Raw genomic sequence first — 17435 nt, 5'->3', positions numbered from 1 at the left:
ACCCGCACCGCGATCCTGGCGATGACGGTGTGCAAGCGTGCCTCGAACGTGGCGCGCCTGGACCGATCGGGCCTGATCCCGGCGGACAACCCGTTCGCCAAGGTGGGGCTGTCATACATCGAAGCGCACCCGGCCAGTGAACCAAGACGAACTGATGCGCTTCGTGCGCGCGGCCGACGAAGGCGGGGAGGGCTCACTCGGCACGGCGGCGATGATTGCGTTCTTCTGGCTTAAGCGACAGGAGGACATCCTCGCGCGCCTCTCGTGGGGCCATTACCGCCCGGCCGACACCCCGGAAATCGCTCGCGTGTTCCACCACAAGACGGGCGAGCTCGTCGAGGTGCCGCTCTACGACACCGACGGCACCGCGCTGTGACCCGAACTGATGCAGCGGCTCGACGCCGCCCTGCGGCGCCGCACACTCATCGTCACCCGCGAGCAACTGGACCGGCGGCAACGGCGAGGGCGCCGAGGCCGATCCGACCGACCACAGCTTCGCGCGTCGAGCGGCCACCCGACCACCGCAGCCCTCCTGCGCTACGCCCAGGACACGCCGAAGCAGAGGCAGGCGGGCATGCGGAAACGGCTGGAGGCGAGAACGAAGAGGAAATACGCGTCGCAACGAACCGCTGACCCCATGTCGCAATGGTCGCGGTTGGTGCTGTCTACGTGCCTGGGATATTTGGTGGGCGCACTAGGGTTCGAACCTAGGACCCGCTGATTAAGAGTCAGCTGCTCTACCAACTGAGCTATGCGCCCGTCGGCTTCGTTGCGGAAGCCGGACCGCCGGGCCACCAATCCCTTGCGGTGGCGGGCAATTAGCAACGCTCGGGGCGGCTGTCCACCCCGCCGGTCGAAGATTTTGCCGGGAACGTGTGCGGTCGGCATCCGGCGGCACCGCGAAGGAGGAGCGGGAGAACACGCGACGCGCGCGTGACGGGCGACGCCGTCTCGGCTACGACGCGAAGCATGAGCGTGCGCCCCTTGCGAATCGGAACCCGCGGCAGCCCCATGGCGCTGGCGCAGACCGGGATGGTCCGTGACCGGATCGTCGCGGCCAATCCCGGACTGGAGACCGAGATCGTCGTCGTCTCGACGGTGGCCGACCGCATCCTCGACCGGCCGCTCTCCGAGATCGGCGGCAAGGGCCTGTTCACCAAGGAACTGGAACAGGCGCTGTTCTCCGACGCGATCGACGTCGCGGTACATTCCATGAAGGACGTGGAGACCTGGCTTCCGGATGGGCTCGTCATCGCCTGTATCCTGGAGCGGGACGATCCGCGCGACGCCTTCCTCACCGCGGGCGCGGCCACGAACCTTTCCGACCTGCCGGCCGGATCGCGGGTCGGCACCTCGTCGCTGCGGCGCGGGGCGCAGGTGCTGATGCACCGGCCGGACCTCCGGATCGTTCCCCTGCGCGGCAACGCCAACACCCGCATGCGCAAGCTGGAGGCGGGGGAATGCGACGCGACGCTGCTGGCGCTCGCCGGCCTGCAGCGCCTCGGGATGGAGGATGTCGCCCGCTCCGTCCTCTCGGTCGAGGAGATGCTGCCCGCGGTGGCGCAGGGCGCGCTCGGGATCGAGTGCCGGGCCGGCGACGACGCGATCCGCGCCCTGCTGGCGCCGGTCGCCTGCACCACGACCACGACCGCGCTCGACGCGGAGCGGGGCCTGCTCGCCGAACTCGACGGCTCCTGCCGCACGCCCATCGCCGCGCTGGCGCAGGTTCAGGGCGAGCGGATCAGCCTGGACGGCCTGCTGTTCCTGCCGGACGGCTCGCGGCACTGGGCGGTGCGCCGGGAGGGCGCGGCCTCCGACGCCGCCGCGATCGGGCGGGAGGCCGGCGCCGAGCTGAAGCGGGCAGCGGGCGACGTGTACTTCGCCCATCTGAAGTAGCGGACGGCCGGAAAGGGAGGGCGGTCAGGCCAGCGAGCGCTCGATCGCCTCCTCGTCGCAGACCACCCCGGCGGCGCCGGCGAACTCCGCCTCGCCGACGGGGGCGCGAACCGCCGGGCAGGCCTCGGGCGAAAAACTCGTCATGAACGAGCGCATCACGTGGGCGACGCCGGCCTCGGTGACCGTGCGCTGGTCCTCGTCGTAGTAGCGCCCGCCATGGCTGTGGCTGGTGACGATCTCGTAGGACGGGAAGTAGACGAGCCGCGGATCGCCGCGCTCGCAGACCTCCCCCGCGGCGGCGCGCAGGACCGCCTTCGACCGGGCGTTCGCCACGAGGACGTGGTGCGGGAGATAGGTCGCCGCGAGCGGCACCGGCGAGACGGTCACGATCACCCGCGCCCGCGCGTTCACGCTCCACAGCCGGTCGAGGAAGCCGGAGAGATCGGCGATCACCTCCGCGGTCCCGGCATTGACGAAGGCGATCTCGGCCGGATCGTAGCTCCCGCCCGCGACGCCGGGCGCGAGCGAGAGCGCCGCCCCGTCGGCCCGGCAGCGCCAGCCCTCGGTGAGCCCCAGGGTCACGATCAGCACGTCGAGGGTCTCGAACAGGTCGCGCACCCGGGCGAGATGGCCGTTTCGCGCGGCCTCGACCGCGTCGGGGTCGGAAAAGCCGCCGGGCTCGATGGTGGGGCGGAACGGGTCGACGTACCGCCCGTCCTCCCGCCGCCATGCCCGCAGCGCCGGGGTGAAAGCGCCGAAGGCCCGGTCGAACAGCTGCACGAACTGGCGCGGGCCGTAGAGGTTGCCGTAGCGGGCCGAGAAGGTGCCGAACTGGCGGGCCTGCGCCTCGGCCGGGCTCAGGCCCTCGGGCGCGGTCTCGGTGACGTGATAGCGGAAGCCGCCCCGCGCCAGCGCCTGCGACACGCGCTGGGCGAAGCAGGAGCCGGCCGTGGCGACGCGGTCGGTGCGGGCGATGCGGAAGGCGTCCCGCGGCCCCGGATCGAGGGCGAAGGGCGCCACGCCCGCCACCGCCTTGCGCCAGAATCGCTCGGCCGGTAGATCGCGATAGGGGTTGGACGGCCTCGCCGCGCCTGCGGCTCGCGGCGGCGGGGGAGGCGTCTCGTCAGCTCCGCTCATCGCCCGATCCGCTCCCGTCCATCCGTCCGCGAGAGGCTTGCGCGCCGATTGGCCCCGACGCCCCCCCGGTTGCCCGCACCCGCCTTCTCGCCGCGATCCTGGGCGAGACCGTGGCGCGTCCGCACGTCCGCCCCCGCCCCTTCGCGCTCGTCCGGCCCCCGCATCGCGGTGATCGGCAATTGCCAAGCCGACGGCGTCGCGCAATCGCTGCGGCTGAACCTGCCGGGGGCGCAGGTCGAGACGCTGCCGCTGGCGCGGCTCGCGGGGCGGTTCGGGCATCTCGACCGGCTCGTCCGCCATCTCGCAGGGGCCGACCATGTCTTCGCGCAGTTCTTCCCCGAGGGCTTCGTGCCGGGCGGCAACGTCCACGCGCTGGCCGAGCGGGTGCGCCTGCGGCTGTTCCCGACGATCCTGTTCTCGGGCTTCCATCCCGATCTCGTCCATGTCGGCGACGAGGCGAGCCTGCGGCTCTCCCGGCTCGTCGCCTCGCCGATCGGGCCGTACCATTCGGCCATCGCCCTGTTCGCCTTCCGGAGCGGACTCGGCGTCGATGCGGCCCTGCGGCTCTACGAGAGCGAGGCCTTCGCGCGGCTCGGCTACGAACGGATGTGGGACGCGAGCGCCGAATACCTGTTGCGCACCGCGCGGGACGTCGGCCTGCCTCTCGACCGGGACTTCGCGCGCTGGTGCCGGGCGGGCGTCTTCATGCACACGCTCAACCATCCGCGGCTCGCCGTGCTCGGCGACATCGCCCGGCGCCTCGCCGCGGAGGACGGCCTGCCCCAGCGCGGACTTCCGGTGGAGGCCTACCTGCGCGACGCCCTGGCCGAGGAAGCGGTGTGGCCGGTGCTGCCGCCGCTGGCCGAGCGGCTCGGCGTGCCGGGCTCGACCCTGTTCAAGGGCGACGGGCGGACGGCACCGCCCCGCCTGCTCGACCTGCCGGACTTCGTGGCCGAGAGCTTCGCACTCTACGCGCGCCTGCCGTCGGCGGCGCTCGCCTGCGTCCGCGTCGACGCCTGGGCGGGCGACCCCGACATCCGGGCGCTGTTCGAGGACGCCGCCCGGCGCACGGACCGGGCGGGCGGTTGAGGCGCGGATCAGCCGGCGGCGCGCAGGCCCTCCTGGCTCACCTCGACGGCCGCCATCATGCGGGCGAGCGCCAGGATCTCACGGATCTGGAACGGCTTGCGCACGTAGATGCTGCCCGGGACCGTGCGCCGCTCCAGCCGCGCCGCGGTCGAGGCGTAGATGACCGGGCGGTCGGGATGGCGCTCGCGATAGGCGGCGGCCACGCTCCAGCCGTCGATCAGGCCCGGCAGGTTGATGTCGGTGAACAGCCAGTCGATCGCCGCGCGGCCCTCGCGCAGCATGGTCAGCGCCGCCTCGCCGCTCGAGGCCGCGAGCACGGCGATGCCCTCCTGCTCGCACAAGTTCGTGAGCATCTCGAGGAGCAGATAATTGTCCTCGACGATGAGGACCGTCGGACGTGAAACCATGGCCTTGTTCCGGTGTGATCCGGGCCCATCACAGCGCCGGCCGGTTAAGGATCGATAAACGCAACCGGATCACGGCAAGGAATCGAAAGGCAGGATCGTGGAATGACCGCACTCGAGACGGCACCCGAGTTCGACGCCGAGGTCATGGCCGAGCTCGAAGACCTGTTCGGGCGGCCGCGCCTGCTCGAACTCCTCGGCGCCCTGGACCAAGAGATCGCGGCGCGGCTCGATCCCCCCTCGGGCGATCGGGCCCAGCTCGCCCGCGACGCCCATGTGCTGGTCTCGTCGAGCGGGGCGCTCGCCTTTTCGTCCCTGTCGCAGGCCTGCGCCCGGCTGGAGCATGCCTGCCTGCGCGAGGCCGACGTCGAGGACGCCTTGAGCGACGTCCTCGCCGACGCGGCGCGGGCCCGCACGGCGATCGCGGTCCTCCGCGCGGCTTGACCGCGCCCCTGTTGCTGCAACGCAACAACAATCGTCGAATGTCTTGTCGGGTTCGAGGTGCCGCCGAGGTGCCGCCGAGGTGCCGCATTGATCGGGTGAAAGCTTGAGTGTGCGGACGCACCGGGCCGCAGCGCGGCTGCGGTTACCAAGCCCCGCCGTCAAGGACGCTTAACCATCGACGGATAAACCGTTCGCCATTGAACGCAGCCGGTCCGAATCCCACGGGCCGAGGAGACAGACGATGCCGACACCCGCGCGTATCCGTGGGCTTTCCCTCACCCTGGCTCTGTGCGCGGCCCTCGGGCTCGGCGCCTGCTCCAAGGACCAGAACCTCGCCGACGCCTCGGGCTTCGGGGCGGGCGGCCCGGCGCGCCCGGGCACCGCGCAGGACTTCGTCGTCAACATCGGCGACCGCGTGTTCTTCGAGTCGGACTCGACCGACCTGACGCCCACCGCCACCGCCACCCTCGACAAGCAGGCCGCGTGGCTGCAGCGCTACCCGCGCTATACCTTCCTGATCGAGGGTCACGCCGACGAGCGCGGCACCCGCGAGTACAATTTCTCGCTCGGCGCCCGGCGCGGTCAGGCGGTGCAGGACTACCTCGCCTCCCGCGGCATCGCGGCGGGCCGGATGCGGATGGTGTCCTACGGCAAGGAGCGGCCGGTGGCCGTCTGCAACGACATCTCGTGCTGGTCGCAGAACCGCCGCGCCGTCACCGTGCTCGACAACGGCGCCGGCTCGTAGGCACGAGCCGCGGAAGAAACCGGTTTTGCGGCCGGCCGAGGCTTCTGCTAACGCGGGAACACGGCCGCGAACGAACTGACGATCGGTGCCAGCCCCATGCTCCGCCGCCTTCTCCTCACCGTCGGGCTTGCGCTCGCCTTCGCCGCTCCGGCCATCGCGCCGGCGCGGGCGCAGGACGCCTCCGAGCTGATCGTGCGCCTGAACCGCCTGGAGAACGTCTCCCGGCAGCTCTCCGGCCAGATCGAGACGCTGCAATACGAGAACCGCCAGCTCAAGGAGCAGCTGCGCAAGTTCCAAGAGGATGTCGAGTTCCGCTTCCAGGACGGGAAGGGGAGCGCCCCGGCCCCGGCCGCCAAGCGCGCGCCCGCCGCTCCTCCGGCGGCGGCGCCCTCGGGCGGCACGCCCTACGGCGTCAATCCGGGGGACGGCAAGCCGGCCAAGCGCGGCGACGCCTTCGACCCGGCGCAGAACCCGAACGCGCCGGGCGCGCCGAAGCAACTCGGGACGACCCAGCCCTCCCTGCCGCTCCCGACCGGCGCCATCGCCGAGGCCGAGGCGCCGCTGCGCCGGGCCGGCGTCGAGGAGGGCGATGCGGGCGAGCCCGGCGACACCGACCTGCCGCCGCCGGGCCTCGGCGGGCCGGTCGACATCGCCCCGCCGCCAAGCCGGGTCGCGGCCGCGGAGCCGCCGAATTCGGCGAGCATCGCCGCTACCGGCAGCGACGACGCCCAGGCCGATTTCGACTCCGCCTACGCGCTGATCCGCGAGCGGCAATACGAGCAGGCCGAGATGAGCCTGCGCCAGTTCATCCAGTCGCATCCCCGCGACCGGCTGGTGCCGAAGGCGACCTACTGGCTCGGCGAGAGCTACCTTCAGCGCAACCGCTCCCGCGAGGCCGCCGAGCAGTTCCTCAAGGTCTCGACCGATTACGCCTCTTCGCCGGTCGCGCCCGAGGCGATGATGAAGCTCGGCGCCTCGCTCCACGCCCTCGGCGCCAAGGCCCAGGCCTGTGCGACGCTGGCGGAGGTGGAGCGCAAGTTCCCCGGTGCGGGCGCCAGCGTGCGCCAGGGCGTCGAGCGGGAGCAGAAGCGCGCCCGCTGCGCGGCTTGAGCCCGGCCGACCCCCTCTCGTCCCTCGACGAGCGTCTCGCCCGCGCCCTTGCGCCGGCCCTGGATACGGCGACGGGGCCGGTTCTGCTGGCCGTCTCCGGCGGGCCCGACTCGACGGCCCTGATGCACGCCGCCGCGATCCGAGGCGCGCGGACGACCCCTTTCGTCGCCACCGTCGATCACGGATTGCGCGCAGCGTCAGCCGAGGAAGCCGCACAGGTCGGCCGCCTCGCCGCGCGGCTCGGCCTGCCGCACGCGATCCTGACCTGGGAGACGCAGCGGCGTGACGGCCGCATCCAGGCGGAGGCGCGGGCGGCACGCTACCGGCTTCTCTCGCGTCATGCGGAATCGATCGGCGCCGACCGCATCCTCACCGCCCACACCCGCGACGATCAGGCCGAGACCGTCCTGATGCGGCTCCTCGCCGGCAGCGGCCCGGCGGGGCTTGCCGGGATGCGGCCCGAGCGCCCCTTGAGCGACGGTCTGCGCCTCGTCCGACCCTTCCTCGGCCTCGCCAAGGCCGATCTCGTTGCATACTGCGCGGCGCATGCGCTGCCCTTCGTGAGCGACCCGTCGAACGCCGACGAGCGCTTCGCCCGCGCCCGCCTGCGCCGATTGCGGCCGCGTCTGGAAGGGGAGGGGTTGTCGATTGCCCGGCTGGCGCGGCTCGCCACCCGCCTCGCCCGCGACGAGGCGGCGCTCGCGGCCCGCGCCGCGACCGTGTTCGAAGAGGTGCGGATCGGGAAAGTGGGGAAGGGGCTGATGCTCGATGGACGCCGCCTCGCCCGAGAACCGGAGGCCATCGTCCTGCGCGTCGTCGATGCCGCCCTCGATGCCGTCGCCCAAGCCGGGGACGGCGAGCCCGCGCCGAAGCGGCTGGAACGCCTCGAACGCCTCGTCCTCGACGGTATCCTGCCGGCGCTCGCCCGCACGGAGCCCCTGCGCCGAACGCTGCGCGAAACGATTGTCGGCATCGGCCCCTCGGGCCGCATCCGCCTCACGCCCGCGCCGCCGCGCCGGCCTGCGGAACCGCGGAAATAACCTTGTGCGGCGACCTCGCCGCAGGGCCGTGCGATTTACTTGGCAAGGGGAGGAGCGCCGCCTACATTGGCCCGGAGCGCGTGGAGCATGCCCCGGCAGCCGCGGGAAGTCGCCCGCACGCCTCTCAGGACCGAGAGATGAACCCGAATTTCCGCAATTTCGCCCTGTGGGTCGTCATCTTCCTGCTAGTGCTCGCGCTGGTGACCCTGTTCCAGAACCCGGGTCACCGCGGCGGCGGCAGCGAGATCGCCTACAGCCAGCTCCTCAACGACGCCGATTCCGGCAAGATCCAGTCCGTCGTCATCGCCGGGCAGGACGTGAGCGGCACCTATGTGGGCGGCGGCAACTTCACCAGCTACATCCCCAACGATCCGAGCCTCGTCTCGAAGCTCCAGAGCAAGGGCGTGTCGATCACCGCCCGCCCGCCCTCCGACAACACCCCCTGGTTCATCCAGTTGCTGGTCAGCTGGCTGCCGATCCTCGTCTTCATCGGCGCCTGGATTTTTCTCTCTCGCCAGATGCAGTCCGGAGCCGGACGCGCGATGGGATTCGGGAAGAGCAAGGCCAAACTCCTGAACGAGGCCCACGGGCGCGTCTCCTTCGACGACGTGGCCGGCGTCGAGGAGGCCAAGGAGGACCTGCAGGAGATCGTCGAGTTCCTGCGCGACCCCCAGAAGTTCCAGCGGCTCGGCGGGCGCATTCCCCGCGGCGTGCTGCTCGTCGGCCCGCCCGGCACGGGTAAGACCCTGATCGCCCGCGCGGTCGCCGGTGAGGCCAACGTGCCGTTCTTCACCATCTCCGGCTCGGACTTCGTCGAGATGTTCGTCGGCGTCGGCGCCTCGCGCGTCCGCGACATGTTCGAGCAGGCCAAGAAGAACGCCCCCTGCATCATCTTCATCGACGAGATCGACGCCGTCGGCCGTCACCGCGGCGCGGGCTTGGGGGGCGGCAACGACGAGCGCGAGCAGACGCTGAACCAGCTTCTCGTCGAGATGGACGGCTTCGAGGCCAACGAGGGCGTCATCATCATCGCGGCGACCAACCGCCCCGACGTGCTCGACCCGGCCCTGCTGCGTCCCGGCCGCTTCGACCGCCAGATCATGGTGCCGAACCCCGACGTCACCGGCCGCGAGCGCATCCTGCGCGTTCACGTCCGCAAGGTGCCGCTGGCTCCGGATGTGGACCTGAAGACGATCGCGCGCGGAACTCCCGGCTTCTCGGGCGCCGACCTGATGAACCTCGTCAACGAGTCCGCCCTGCTCGCCGCCCGCCGCGGAAAGCGCATCGTCACGATGCACGAGTTCGAGGACGCCAAGGACAAGGTGATGATGGGTGCCGAGCGGCGCACCCTGGTGATGACCGAGGACGAGAAGCGGCTCACCGCCTATCACGAGAGCGGCCACGCCATCGTCGCCCTCAACGTCCCGGCGACCGATCCGGTCCACAAGGCCACCATCATCCCCCGCGGCCGTGCGCTCGGCATGGTCATGCAGCTGCCCGAGCGCGACAAGCTGTCGATGTCGTTCGAGCAGATGACCTCGCGGCTCGCGATCATGATGGGCGGGCGCATCGCGGAAGAGATGACCTTCGGCAAGGACAAGGTGACCTCGGGCGCCCAGTCCGACATCGAGCAGGCCACGCGGCTGGCCAAGATGATGGTCACCCGCTGGGGCTTCTCGCCGGAACTCGGCACCGTGGCCTACGGCGACAACAACGACGAGGTCTTCCTCGGCATGTCGATGGGCCGTCAGCAGACGGTCTCGGAGGCCACCGCTCGGAAGATCGACGCCGAGGTGCGCCGCCTCGTCGAGGCCGGTCTGGAGGATGCCCGCCGCATCCTCGGCGAGAAGGCCGACGACCTGGAAGCGCTGGCCCAGGGGCTGCTGGAATACGAGACGCTCTCGGGCGACGAGATCCGGAAGCTGCTCAAGGGCGAACCCCCGGTGCGCGATTCCGGCGACGTCCCGCCGACCCCGGCCCGCGGCTCCACGGTGCCCTCCACCGGCCGCGGTCGCCCGCGCGGCAGCGACGGCGGATTGGAGCCCTCGCCCCAGCCGCAGGGATGACCTGAGTACCCTCGGACGGTCGCGCCGTGAACGCGCGTCACCGATGAACCGTCCGAGCCATCTTCGAAGAACCGGCTTGGTCGGACGTAGCCTGAAGCGATGTCGAGAGCCTGTGTCGGGCTCTCGGCGCAGCCCTATCGGAGGGGCGTGGTTCTCGTCTGCGCATCAACCTGAACGGGATCGATGCGGTCTTCCATCGGCCGCATCCGCGGCCGGAAACCGACAAAGGCGCCCTGAAGGCGGTGCGCCGCTTCCTCCGAGAGGCGGGGTTCGACCGCTCGGAAGCGGAACGGCCCAACGGTTGAGGCTCGCATGAGCACGATGAGCTTGGACGGCTACGTCGCCGTCCTGTCGCTGGATGACGAAGCGGGCGTGTTTCACGGCGAGGTCGTGAACATCCGCGACGTCCTCACCTTCCAGGGCCGTTCGCTCGAAGAACTGCGGCTCGCCTTCCGCGACACGATCGACGACTACAAGGCCTGGTGCGCCGAGCGTGGTAAGGTGCCCGAGGAGCCATTCACGGGCTCCGTCTCGATCACGCTCGGCCCTGAACTTCACCGACGTGCCGCCGAGACGGCAGCACGCTCGGGCGTCACCCTCGATGCCTTCATCCGGGCTCAAGTCGAGCGCGCCGCGACCGGCTGACGAGATCGGGCGAGCGGTACGCCGTGCCCAAACTCAGGCAAACCAACGCGTCTCCGCGCTCCCTCCAACCGTTGTGACGGCCCGACGCAGCGAAGCTGCTTCGAGTGTTGCCTCCTCGCATCCGTCGACCGGGCACGCCTCGACAGGCGCGGATGGATCGAAGCAGGCATCGCGAGACGACCGGACCAAGACGGCCGAGTAGCGGGACGACAGTGTCACCCCTTGCTTGGCATGAGACAGACCCGACCATGCCCCTATCGACCTATCTGATCGTCGCACTCGGCGCCGCGCTGGCGGGGTTCGTGCAGGGCCTGTCCGGCTTTGGGTTCGGCCTCACCGCCCTGTCGGTCTGGGCCTGGGTGATCGATCCGGCGCTCGCCGCCGTCCTCTCGGTGGCCGGCAGCCTCGGCGGGCAGCTCGTCGCCGCCGTGAAGGTCCGCCGCGGCTTCGATCTTCCGCTGCTGGCGCCCTTCGTCCTCGGCGGCCTCGTCGGCATTCCCCTCGGCGTCGCCCTGCTGCCGCGCCTCGACGTGGCGTGGTTCAAGGCGATCCTCGGCGGCCTACTCGTCGTCTGGTGCCCGGCCATGCTGTTCGCCAGGAACCTGCCGCGGATCACCGTCGGCGGCCGGGCCGCGGATACCGCTGTCGGCCTCGCGGGCGGCGTGCTCGGAGGGCTCGGCGGCTTCACCGGCGTGCTGCCGACGCTCTGGTGCACCCTGCGCGGCTACGAGCGCGACGTGCAGCGGACCGTCATCCAGAACTTCAACCTGTCGATGCTGCTCGCCGTCATGATCGCCTACCTCGCCTCGGGCGTCGTCAACCCGTCGATGCTGCCGATGCTCGGGCTGGTGCTGCTCGCCATGCTGGTCCCGACGCTGCTCGGCACCCGCGTCTATGCCGGGATCAGCGAGGCGGGCTTCCGCCGGCTGGTGCTCGGCCTCCTGACGGTCTCGGGCGTGGCGATGCTCGCCTCCGCGCTGCCGAAGCTGGCGTAGCGACGGTTCCTCGGCCGCATTTCGACCGCCTTTGTCGCGGAGCAACCGATTCACCACGCCCACGGCTCGTTCAGCAGGTTCGGGCCTCGATCTGCTAGAGTGCGACCGGCTGGCACCCGTCCGGAACGCGGAGAAGCGACGTTGCGCAAGTATTTCGGAACCGACGGCGTCCGCGGGCGCGCCAACGGCGTCATCACCCCCGAACTCGCCCTCAAGGTGGGGCAGGCGGCGGGCGTCGTGTTCCAGCGGGGCGACCACCGCCACCGCGTCGTCATCGGCAAGGACACGCGGCTGTCCGGCTACATGATCGAGACCGCGCTGGTGGCCGGCTTCACCTCGGTCGGCATGGACGTGCTGCTGCTCGGGCCGATGCCGACGCCGGCGGTCGCCATGTTGACCCGCTCGATGCGGGCCGATCTCGGCGTGATGATCTCGGCCTCGCACAACCCGTTCGAGGACAACGGCATCAAGCTGTTCGGGCCCGACGGGTTCAAGCTCAACGACGAGGTCGAACTCGAGATCGAGGCCCTGCTCGACGGCGGCGACCTGCGCAAGAAGCTCGCGGGCTCGCGCGATCTCGGTCGCGCCAAGCGCATCGAGAGCGTGCATGCCCGCTACATCGAGTTCGCCAAGCGCACGCTGCCGCGCCACGTGACGCTGGAAGGCCTGAGGGTCGTGGTCGATTGCGCCAACGGCGCCGCCTACCGCGTCGCCCCCGAGACCCTGTGGGAACTCGGCGCCGAGGTGATCTCCATCGGCGTCGAGCCGGACGGCTTCAACATCAACCACGATGTCGGCTCGACGGCGCCGGCCGCCCTCGTCAACAAGGTCCGCGAGCTGCGCGCCGATGTCGGCATCGCGCTGGACGGCGACGCCGACCGCGTCCTGATCGTCGACGAGAAGGGCCAGAAGGTCGACGGCGACCAGCTCATGGCCGTCGTCGCCCGCTCGTGGAAGGAGGACGAGCGGCTGACCCAGCCCGGCTTGGTGGCCACCATCATGTCGAACCTGGGTCTGGAGCGCTACGTCAACGGCCTCGGCCTCAACCTCGCCCGCACCGCGGTCGGCGACCGCTACGTGCTGGAGCACATGCGCGAGCACGGCTACAACCTCGGCGGCGAGCAATCCGGCCACATCATCATGTCGGACTACGCCACCACCGGCGACGGGCTCGTCGCCGCGCTCCAGCTGCTCAGCGTCGTCAAGCGCCAGGAGCGGCCGGTGAGCGAGGTCTGCCACTGCTTCGAGCCGCTGCCGCAGATCCTCAAGAACGTCCGCTTCCGCTCCGGCGAGCCGCTTCGGGCCGATTCCGTCGTCACCGCCATCGCCCAGGCCAAGGACCGGCTCGGCGCCTCGGGCCGCCTCGTGATCCGGCCGTCCGGCACCGAGCCGGTGATCCGCGTGATGGCCGAGGGCGACGACCGCGACCTCGTCAACGCGGTGGTCGACGAGGTGGTCGACGCGGTGACCCGGGCCGCCGCCTGAGGTCCACCCGGCATCCCGTCCCCGCCTTCCCCCGGCGTGACCCTTTTGCAGTCACGCCGAGAAAAGCCTTCGACCGGCAAGGCTAATTTTTTACGTTAAGTGCGGCTTAACCTTCACGGATCATTCTCCAACTCGCACCACGGGCCGGCCCCTCAGTTTCCGGCGCGCCCGACGAGTGAAGGAAACCCGCATGCGCCGCCGCACCACGCTCCTCGCCTGGGCGCGCTCTCTCACGCTCCTTGCGGGCGTCGGGGTGCCCTGCCTGGCACAAGCCGCCGACCTGCTGCCCCCGCCTCCGCCCCCGCCGCTGCCGCCGATGATCGAGCCCGTCGACTTCGCCGGCGGCTGGTACCTGCGCGGCGATGCCGGCTGGGGTGATCTCGAACTGCGCAAGACCGAGGCGATCGACGTCTCGAAGCACCCGACCGCCTACGGTTACAAGGCGATCCAGGACAAGGTCGGCAGCCAGTGGTTCGCCGGCGGCGGCATCGGCTACCAGTTCAATCCCTGGCTCCGCTTCGACGCGACCGGCGAGTACCGCTTCCAGACCAAGTGGCACCTCTTCGCCGAGGACACCACGGTCCCGAACACCGGCGGCTACAACCTGACCAAGGGCAAGTTCGACTCGGTCGTCGGCCTCGTCAACGGTTACATCGAACTCGGCACCTTCTTCGGCGTGACGCCCTTCTTCGGCGCCGGCGTGGGCTTTGCCCACCACATGTTCGGCACCGTGCACGATTACGGCTTCGGCAACTATTACGGCGGCTACGGCACCGGCCCGGCCAAGGAGAAGACCAACTTCGCCTGGGCGGCGCATGCCGGTGTGGCCTATGCCCTCTCGCACAACGTCAAGCTCGAACTGGCCTACCGCTACCTCAACATGGGCGACGCCCAGACCGGCATCGTCACCTGCGGCGCGAGCTGCCTCAGCACCGTCTATCGCGCCAAGGAGATCGACTCCCACGACGTGAAGGTCGGCCTGCGCTACCTGCTGGGCGGCCCGGCGCCGCTGCCGCCGGTCGACTACGCGCCCCCGCCCGGTCCGCTGGTGCGCAAGTACTGATCCGTCACGCGGATCGCAATCGATCGAACGGCGCGGGGCAACTCGCGCCGTTCTTCTTTTGCGCTGCAATGCAGTTAAGGTTAAGCCGATCATAACCTCTTTCGATCAAGCTCTTGGGCAATCGAACCGCGGCCTGAAGCTGCCGATTTCCCGAGAGAGTCCATGATCGCTGCGCATCGTCTCGCCCTCGCGGCGACCGTCATCGCCCTGCCCGTCATCGCCCTCCCCGGCCTCGCCGCGGCGGCGGACCTGCTGCCCCCGCCGCCCCCGCCGCCGGTGGCCCCCCCGCCGGTCGAGATCGGCAGCGGCTGGTACCTGCGCGGCGACTTCACGCAGAGCTGGTTCCTCAATCCCAAGGACGCGGCCCGGCCCGATCCGAACGATCCCGGCATGCCCCCGCTCGTCGGCGTGCGGATGAGCCCGGAGGGCGGCTACGGCGGCGGCATCGGCTACCGGATCTTCCCGTGGCTGCGCGTGGACGCGACGATCGACCAGCGCGGCGGATCGGACTTCCGCGCCTTCTCGTCCCGCTCGACCTTCGTGACCGGCTACAACATCGAGGCCGGCAAGATCGACGTGCTGACCGGCCTCGTGAACGTCTATGCCGATCTCGGCACGTGGTACGGCTTCACGCCCTATGTCGGCGCCGGCATCGGCTTCGCCGACAAGAGTTTCCGCCGCAACTACACCCAGACCACCTGCCTGATTCCGGCCTGCGACGGCGGCCCCGGCGCCGGCCCGCGCGAGGCCGTGGCCCGCGCCAACCATTCGCTCACCAGCTTCGCCTGGGCGCTCACGGCGGGCCTGTCCTACGACATCGGCGCGGGCTTCACCCTCGACGCTGCCTACCGCTACGTCGATCTCGGCCGGGCCAAGAGCGGGCTCGACGCCTACGGCTACGGCACCCGCGTGAAGGATCTCGCCGCCAACGAGTTCCGCGTGGGCCTGCGCTACAATTTCTCCAATCTGTTCACGCCGGGCTTGGCGGGCAACGCGTACGGCAACTGATCGGACGCTTCCTGCGCCTCGGCCCGTGCCGACGTCGGGCGGATCGATGCGCCCCGTCCCGATCCGTCGCGCGGCGCGGCCTCGGTCGGGAGAGCCGCGGTGGCGATGGGGGTGTCCAAGGCCGCCATCGCGAGCGACGGCGAATCGGTCGGCTGCGCGACGTGGCCGGATGGGCGCAGCGCGCTGCGCCCATCCGGCACCGGACGATGCGGCCTGGAGCCGAACGCTTCCCGATCCTCGAAGATCGGGAAGCTTTCCGAAAAGCCTCGGAACAGAAAATTAAGGTTACCGAAGTAAGACGGTATGGTCAGCCCGGCGCAGCGTTCGGCACCGGTGCCTTGAGGACGATGACGATGCGTATCGCGACCCTGGGTCTCCTGGCTGTTCTTGCGTCCGCCTCCGGTGCGGCCGCCGCCGATCTCGATTACGGCTATCTCCGCGGCGGCGAGGACGATTACGCCCCCGCTGCTCCGATCGATTGGAGCGGTGTCTATGTCGGCGGGCACGGCGGCTACTCGTCGGCCGGCCTGGGGTTCGGCAACGTGTTCCAGCCGATCGTCGCCAACGCCCTGCGCCACACCACCGCCGAAGAGGAGATGAATGCCTCGTCCTTCCTCGCGGCGCGCTCGACGCACACCAACGCGACGACCTTCGGAGCCCTGGCCGGCTACAATATGCAATTCGACGAAGTCGTGTTCGGTATCGAGGCCGACTACACTCATTTCGGCATGTCCGGATCGAGCTACGACCGGATCGGCCGCGTCGGCGACACCAAGGACGGCTACCTGACGACGGTCGGGCTCGAAGGACAGGCCAGAACCTCCATCAAGGATTACGGCACCATCCGCGGCCGGCTCGGCTACGCGTTCGGGTCGTTCCTGCCCTACGTCACCGGCGGCGTCGCGGTGGGGCGCGCCACCGTGAACGATACGGTGGCGATCCAGAACTTCGGCTACGACAAGGCGACCTATCTTTCGAATCTCAAGTCGACGACACCACCGGCCTACGTCAACAACTACGGTTACGCGCATTTCGACGGAAGCGATCCCGGCAACGGCATCGCGGCCACGGCCGTGACCTACGGCGGCAGGAAGCGGGTGACCGTCGGCGGCGTCGCCCTGGGCGCGGGCCTGGAATTCGCGCTGACGTCGAACATCCTGCTGCGCGGCGAGTACCAGTACGTCCTGTTCAACGACTTCAAGGGACACAGCGCCGAGATCAACACCGTCCGCGGCGGCGCGGCGGTCAAGTTCTGACGCGCTCGAACCCAAGAGGCAGCGCCATGCGGCACACCCTCCCGATCCTCGCAGCCGTGGCCGGCCTGTTCGCCTCGGCGGCGCTGGCGCAGCCGCTGCCGCCGGAGGTGCCCTATCGCGATCCGCGGCCGCGCTTCCGCCTGCCGCCGCCCGGACCCGTGGTCCGCGCGAGCCCGCCGACGGTGAGCTACACCGTGCAGGGCTACCAGCCGCGCCCGACCAACCAGCCGCTCTACAACGAGCCGCCGCAGGCTCTCCGCTGAACGCTCAGGTCTCCAGCTCGCTGTCCCAGTAGAGGTAGTCGAGCCAGGTGTGGTGGTATTGCCGGTGGTCGAATTCCGGCTGGCGGCGGTGCAGCTCGTAGCGGGTCGGGCGGTGCGGCTCGTTCAGGAGCGGCATCTCGGCCTCGGCCGGCGTCCGGTTGGCCTTGCGCAGGTTGCACGGCGAGCAGGCGGCGACGACGTTCTCCCAGGTCGAGAGGCCGCCGCGGGAGCGCGGCACCACGTGGTCGAAGGTCAGGCCGCCGGACGGTAGCCGCAGGCCGCAATACTGGCAGCTGAACGTGTCGCGCAGGTAAATGTTGTAGCGGGTGAAGGCGGGGCTGCGGGCGAGCGCCACGTAGCTCTTGAGGGCCACCACGCTCGGCACCTTGAGGGACCGGCTCGGGCTGTGCGCCTCGACGTCGTAATTGGCCACCAGCGTGACGCGGTCGAGGAACAGGGCCGTGAAGGCGTCCTTCCAGGACCACAACGACAGCGGATTGTAGGAAAGCGGCCGGTAATCCGCGTTGAGGACCAGGGTCTGCAGATCGATCATCGACGCCACTCGCTGCTCGCGGCGGCGCCCGGTGGCGCCGCGGCCTCGGCCGGAGGAAGTCCGGAAGGCCCATGCCGCACCCGCCACGGCGGAAGCCCGGGTCCCGACAGGGTCGGACCTAAGCGCACGGCATCCTGATGAGGGGTATCCCGACGGCGACGCTTCTCCCGTCCGGCGGAACGTGCCGGCGCGGTCCCAAGCGTGGCGGGGCGGACGATCAGCGCCGCCTCCTCGCT

The 17435-nt window shown here is 70.3% G+C and carries 19 protein-coding genes and 1 tRNA gene; 16 read left to right on the top strand and 4 right to left on the bottom strand.

Features of this window, described 5'->3' with window-relative positions; all coding sequences use genetic code 11:
- Positions 1-154 precede the first annotated feature (154 nt).
- The gene (locus HNR00_RS00925) at positions 155-376 is read left to right on the top strand and encodes a hypothetical protein (RefSeq protein WP_183563390.1); all 222 of its coding nucleotides are present in this window, start codon (positions 155-157) and stop codon (positions 374-376) included.
- A 307-nt stretch (positions 377-683) separates the two neighbouring features.
- Here HNR00_RS00925 and HNR00_RS00920 read toward each other — a convergent pair.
- Positions 684-759, bottom strand: a tRNA-Lys gene (locus tag HNR00_RS00920).
- A gap of 210 nt (positions 760-969) precedes the next feature.
- On the opposite strand from HNR00_RS00920, the gene hemC reads away from it, so the two are divergent.
- On the top strand, positions 970-1896 hold the full coding sequence (gene hemC, locus HNR00_RS00915) for a hydroxymethylbilane synthase (protein ID WP_183563387.1): 927 nt from the start codon (positions 970-972) through the stop codon (positions 1894-1896).
- 24 nt (positions 1897-1920) lie between these two features.
- Here the strand turns inward: hemC and HNR00_RS00910 are convergent, their stop codons facing one another.
- Entirely contained in the window at positions 1921-3033 is a 1113-nt protein-coding gene (locus tag HNR00_RS00910; protein WP_183563384.1) for a GSCFA domain-containing protein, read from the bottom strand.
- Between the two features lie 69 nt (positions 3034-3102).
- On the opposite strand from HNR00_RS00910, the gene HNR00_RS00905 reads away from it, so the two are divergent.
- Positions 3103-4122: a WcbI family polysaccharide biosynthesis putative acetyltransferase gene (locus tag HNR00_RS00905; RefSeq protein ID WP_246390138.1), complete on the top strand. Its 1020-nt coding sequence runs from the start codon at positions 3103-3105 to the stop codon at positions 4120-4122.
- 8 nt (positions 4123-4130) lie between these two features.
- Here the strand turns inward: HNR00_RS00905 and HNR00_RS00900 are convergent, their stop codons facing one another.
- Positions 4131-4529, bottom strand: a complete 399-nt coding sequence (locus tag HNR00_RS00900; protein ID WP_183563381.1) for a response regulator — start codon at positions 4527-4529, stop codon at positions 4131-4133.
- 102 nt (positions 4530-4631) lie between these two features.
- Here HNR00_RS00900 and HNR00_RS00895 point away from each other — a divergent pair, with 102 nt between their 5' ends.
- The 13 genes from HNR00_RS00895 to HNR00_RS00835 all read left to right on the top strand — a co-directional run bounded on the left by HNR00_RS00895 (position 4632) and on the right by HNR00_RS00835 (position 16646).
- Positions 4632-4970, top strand: a complete 339-nt coding sequence (locus HNR00_RS00895) for an Hpt domain-containing protein (protein WP_183563378.1) — start codon at positions 4632-4634, stop codon at positions 4968-4970.
- Positions 4971-5211: 241 nt separating this feature from the next.
- A complete protein-coding gene (gene pal, locus HNR00_RS00890) occupies positions 5212-5715 on the top strand; it encodes a peptidoglycan-associated lipoprotein Pal (protein WP_183563375.1) in 504 nt (167 codons plus the stop codon).
- 96 nt (positions 5716-5811) lie between these two features.
- Complete coding sequence (gene ybgF / locus HNR00_RS00885) at positions 5812-6825, top strand: tol-pal system protein YbgF (RefSeq protein WP_183563372.1); 1014 nt, start codon at positions 5812-5814, stop codon at positions 6823-6825.
- Positions 6822-7865 carry a tRNA lysidine(34) synthetase TilS gene (tilS, locus tag HNR00_RS00880; RefSeq protein ID WP_183563369.1) on the top strand — a complete coding sequence of 348 codons (1044 nt, stop codon included), beginning with the start codon at positions 6822-6824 and terminating at the stop codon, positions 7863-7865. Before ybgF ends, tilS begins: the two co-directional genes overlap by 4 nt.
- A gap of 137 nt (positions 7866-8002) precedes the next feature.
- Complete coding sequence (gene ftsH, locus HNR00_RS00875; RefSeq protein WP_183563366.1) at positions 8003-9931, top strand: ATP-dependent zinc metalloprotease FtsH; 1929 nt, start codon at positions 8003-8005, stop codon at positions 9929-9931.
- 110 nt (positions 9932-10041) lie between these two features.
- Positions 10042-10236 carry a type II toxin-antitoxin system HicA family toxin gene (locus HNR00_RS00870; RefSeq protein WP_210306246.1) on the top strand — a complete coding sequence of 65 codons (195 nt, stop codon included), beginning with the start codon at positions 10042-10044 and terminating at the stop codon, positions 10234-10236.
- A gap of 22 nt (positions 10237-10258) precedes the next feature.
- Positions 10259-10576: a type II toxin-antitoxin system HicB family antitoxin gene (locus tag HNR00_RS00865; protein WP_376770344.1), complete on the top strand. Its 318-nt coding sequence runs from the start codon at positions 10259-10261 to the stop codon at positions 10574-10576.
- A gap of 248 nt (positions 10577-10824) precedes the next feature.
- On the top strand, positions 10825-11571 hold the full coding sequence (locus tag HNR00_RS00860; RefSeq protein WP_183563363.1) for a sulfite exporter TauE/SafE family protein: 747 nt from the start codon (positions 10825-10827) through the stop codon (positions 11569-11571).
- A gap of 141 nt (positions 11572-11712) precedes the next feature.
- Positions 11713-13056, top strand: coding sequence for a phosphoglucosamine mutase (gene glmM, locus HNR00_RS00855; RefSeq protein ID WP_183563360.1), 1344 nt, complete (start codon positions 11713-11715; stop codon positions 13054-13056).
- A gap of 190 nt (positions 13057-13246) precedes the next feature.
- Positions 13247-14119, top strand: a complete 873-nt coding sequence (locus HNR00_RS00850) for an outer membrane protein (RefSeq protein WP_183563357.1) — start codon at positions 13247-13249, stop codon at positions 14117-14119.
- Positions 14120-14281: 162 nt separating this feature from the next.
- The gene (locus tag HNR00_RS00845) at positions 14282-15127 is read left to right on the top strand and encodes an outer membrane protein (RefSeq protein ID WP_183563354.1); all 846 of its coding nucleotides are present in this window, start codon (positions 14282-14284) and stop codon (positions 15125-15127) included.
- A gap of 353 nt (positions 15128-15480) precedes the next feature.
- Positions 15481-16383, top strand: coding sequence for an outer membrane protein (locus HNR00_RS00840; protein ID WP_183563350.1), 903 nt, complete (start codon positions 15481-15483; stop codon positions 16381-16383).
- Between the two features lie 26 nt (positions 16384-16409).
- Positions 16410-16646 (top strand): hypothetical protein, encoded by a 237-nt coding sequence (locus HNR00_RS00835; RefSeq protein WP_183563347.1) that lies wholly within the window; start codon positions 16410-16412, stop codon positions 16644-16646.
- A 4-nt stretch (positions 16647-16650) separates the two neighbouring features.
- Here HNR00_RS00835 and HNR00_RS00830 read toward each other — a convergent pair whose 3' ends face one another.
- A complete protein-coding gene (locus HNR00_RS00830) occupies positions 16651-17199 on the bottom strand; it encodes an HNH endonuclease (RefSeq protein ID WP_183563344.1) in 549 nt (182 codons plus the stop codon).
- Positions 17200-17435: the final 236 nt, after the last annotated feature.

The organism is Methylorubrum rhodinum, assembly GCF_014199935.1.
GTDB classification, from domain to species: Bacteria; Pseudomonadota; Alphaproteobacteria; order Rhizobiales; family Beijerinckiaceae; genus Methylobacterium; species Methylobacterium rhodinum.
This window is presented reverse-complemented; position numbering and strand designations above follow the sequence as displayed.

Excerpts from the sequence above, each read along its gene's own strand:
- HNR00_RS00910 (WP_183563384.1), bottom strand. The coding sequence starts at position 3,033 with ATGAGCGGAGCTGACGAGACGCCTCCCCCGCCGCCGCGAGCCGCAGGC.
- HNR00_RS00840 (WP_183563350.1), top strand. The coding sequence starts at position 15,481 with ATGCGTATCGCGACCCTGGGTCTCCTGGCTGTTCTTGCGTCCGCCTCC.
- HNR00_RS00900 (WP_183563381.1), bottom strand. The coding sequence starts at position 4,529 with ATGGTTTCACGTCCGACGGTCCTCATCGTCGAGGACAATTATCTGCTC.
- HNR00_RS00850 (WP_183563357.1), top strand. The coding sequence starts at position 13,247 with ATGCGCCGCCGCACCACGCTCCTCGCCTGGGCGCGCTCTCTCACGCTC.
- hemC (WP_183563387.1), top strand. The coding sequence starts at position 970 with ATGAGCGTGCGCCCCTTGCGAATCGGAACCCGCGGCAGCCCCATGGCG.
- ftsH (WP_183563366.1), top strand. The coding sequence starts at position 8,003 with ATGAACCCGAATTTCCGCAATTTCGCCCTGTGGGTCGTCATCTTCCTG.
- ybgF (WP_183563372.1), top strand. The coding sequence starts at position 5,812 with ATGCTCCGCCGCCTTCTCCTCACCGTCGGGCTTGCGCTCGCCTTCGCC.
- HNR00_RS00895 (WP_183563378.1), top strand. The coding sequence starts at position 4,632 with ATGACCGCACTCGAGACGGCACCCGAGTTCGACGCCGAGGTCATGGCC.
- HNR00_RS00830 (WP_183563344.1), bottom strand. The coding sequence starts at position 17,199 with ATGATCGATCTGCAGACCCTGGTCCTCAACGCGGATTACCGGCCGCTT.
- HNR00_RS00860 (WP_183563363.1), top strand. The coding sequence starts at position 10,825 with ATGCCCCTATCGACCTATCTGATCGTCGCACTCGGCGCCGCGCTGGCG.
- pal (WP_183563375.1), top strand. The coding sequence starts at position 5,212 with ATGCCGACACCCGCGCGTATCCGTGGGCTTTCCCTCACCCTGGCTCTG.
- HNR00_RS00845 (WP_183563354.1), top strand. The coding sequence starts at position 14,282 with ATGATCGCTGCGCATCGTCTCGCCCTCGCGGCGACCGTCATCGCCCTG.
- HNR00_RS00925 (WP_183563390.1), top strand. The coding sequence starts at position 155 with ATGCGCTTCGTGCGCGCGGCCGACGAAGGCGGGGAGGGCTCACTCGGC.
- HNR00_RS00835 (WP_183563347.1), top strand. The coding sequence starts at position 16,410 with ATGCGGCACACCCTCCCGATCCTCGCAGCCGTGGCCGGCCTGTTCGCC.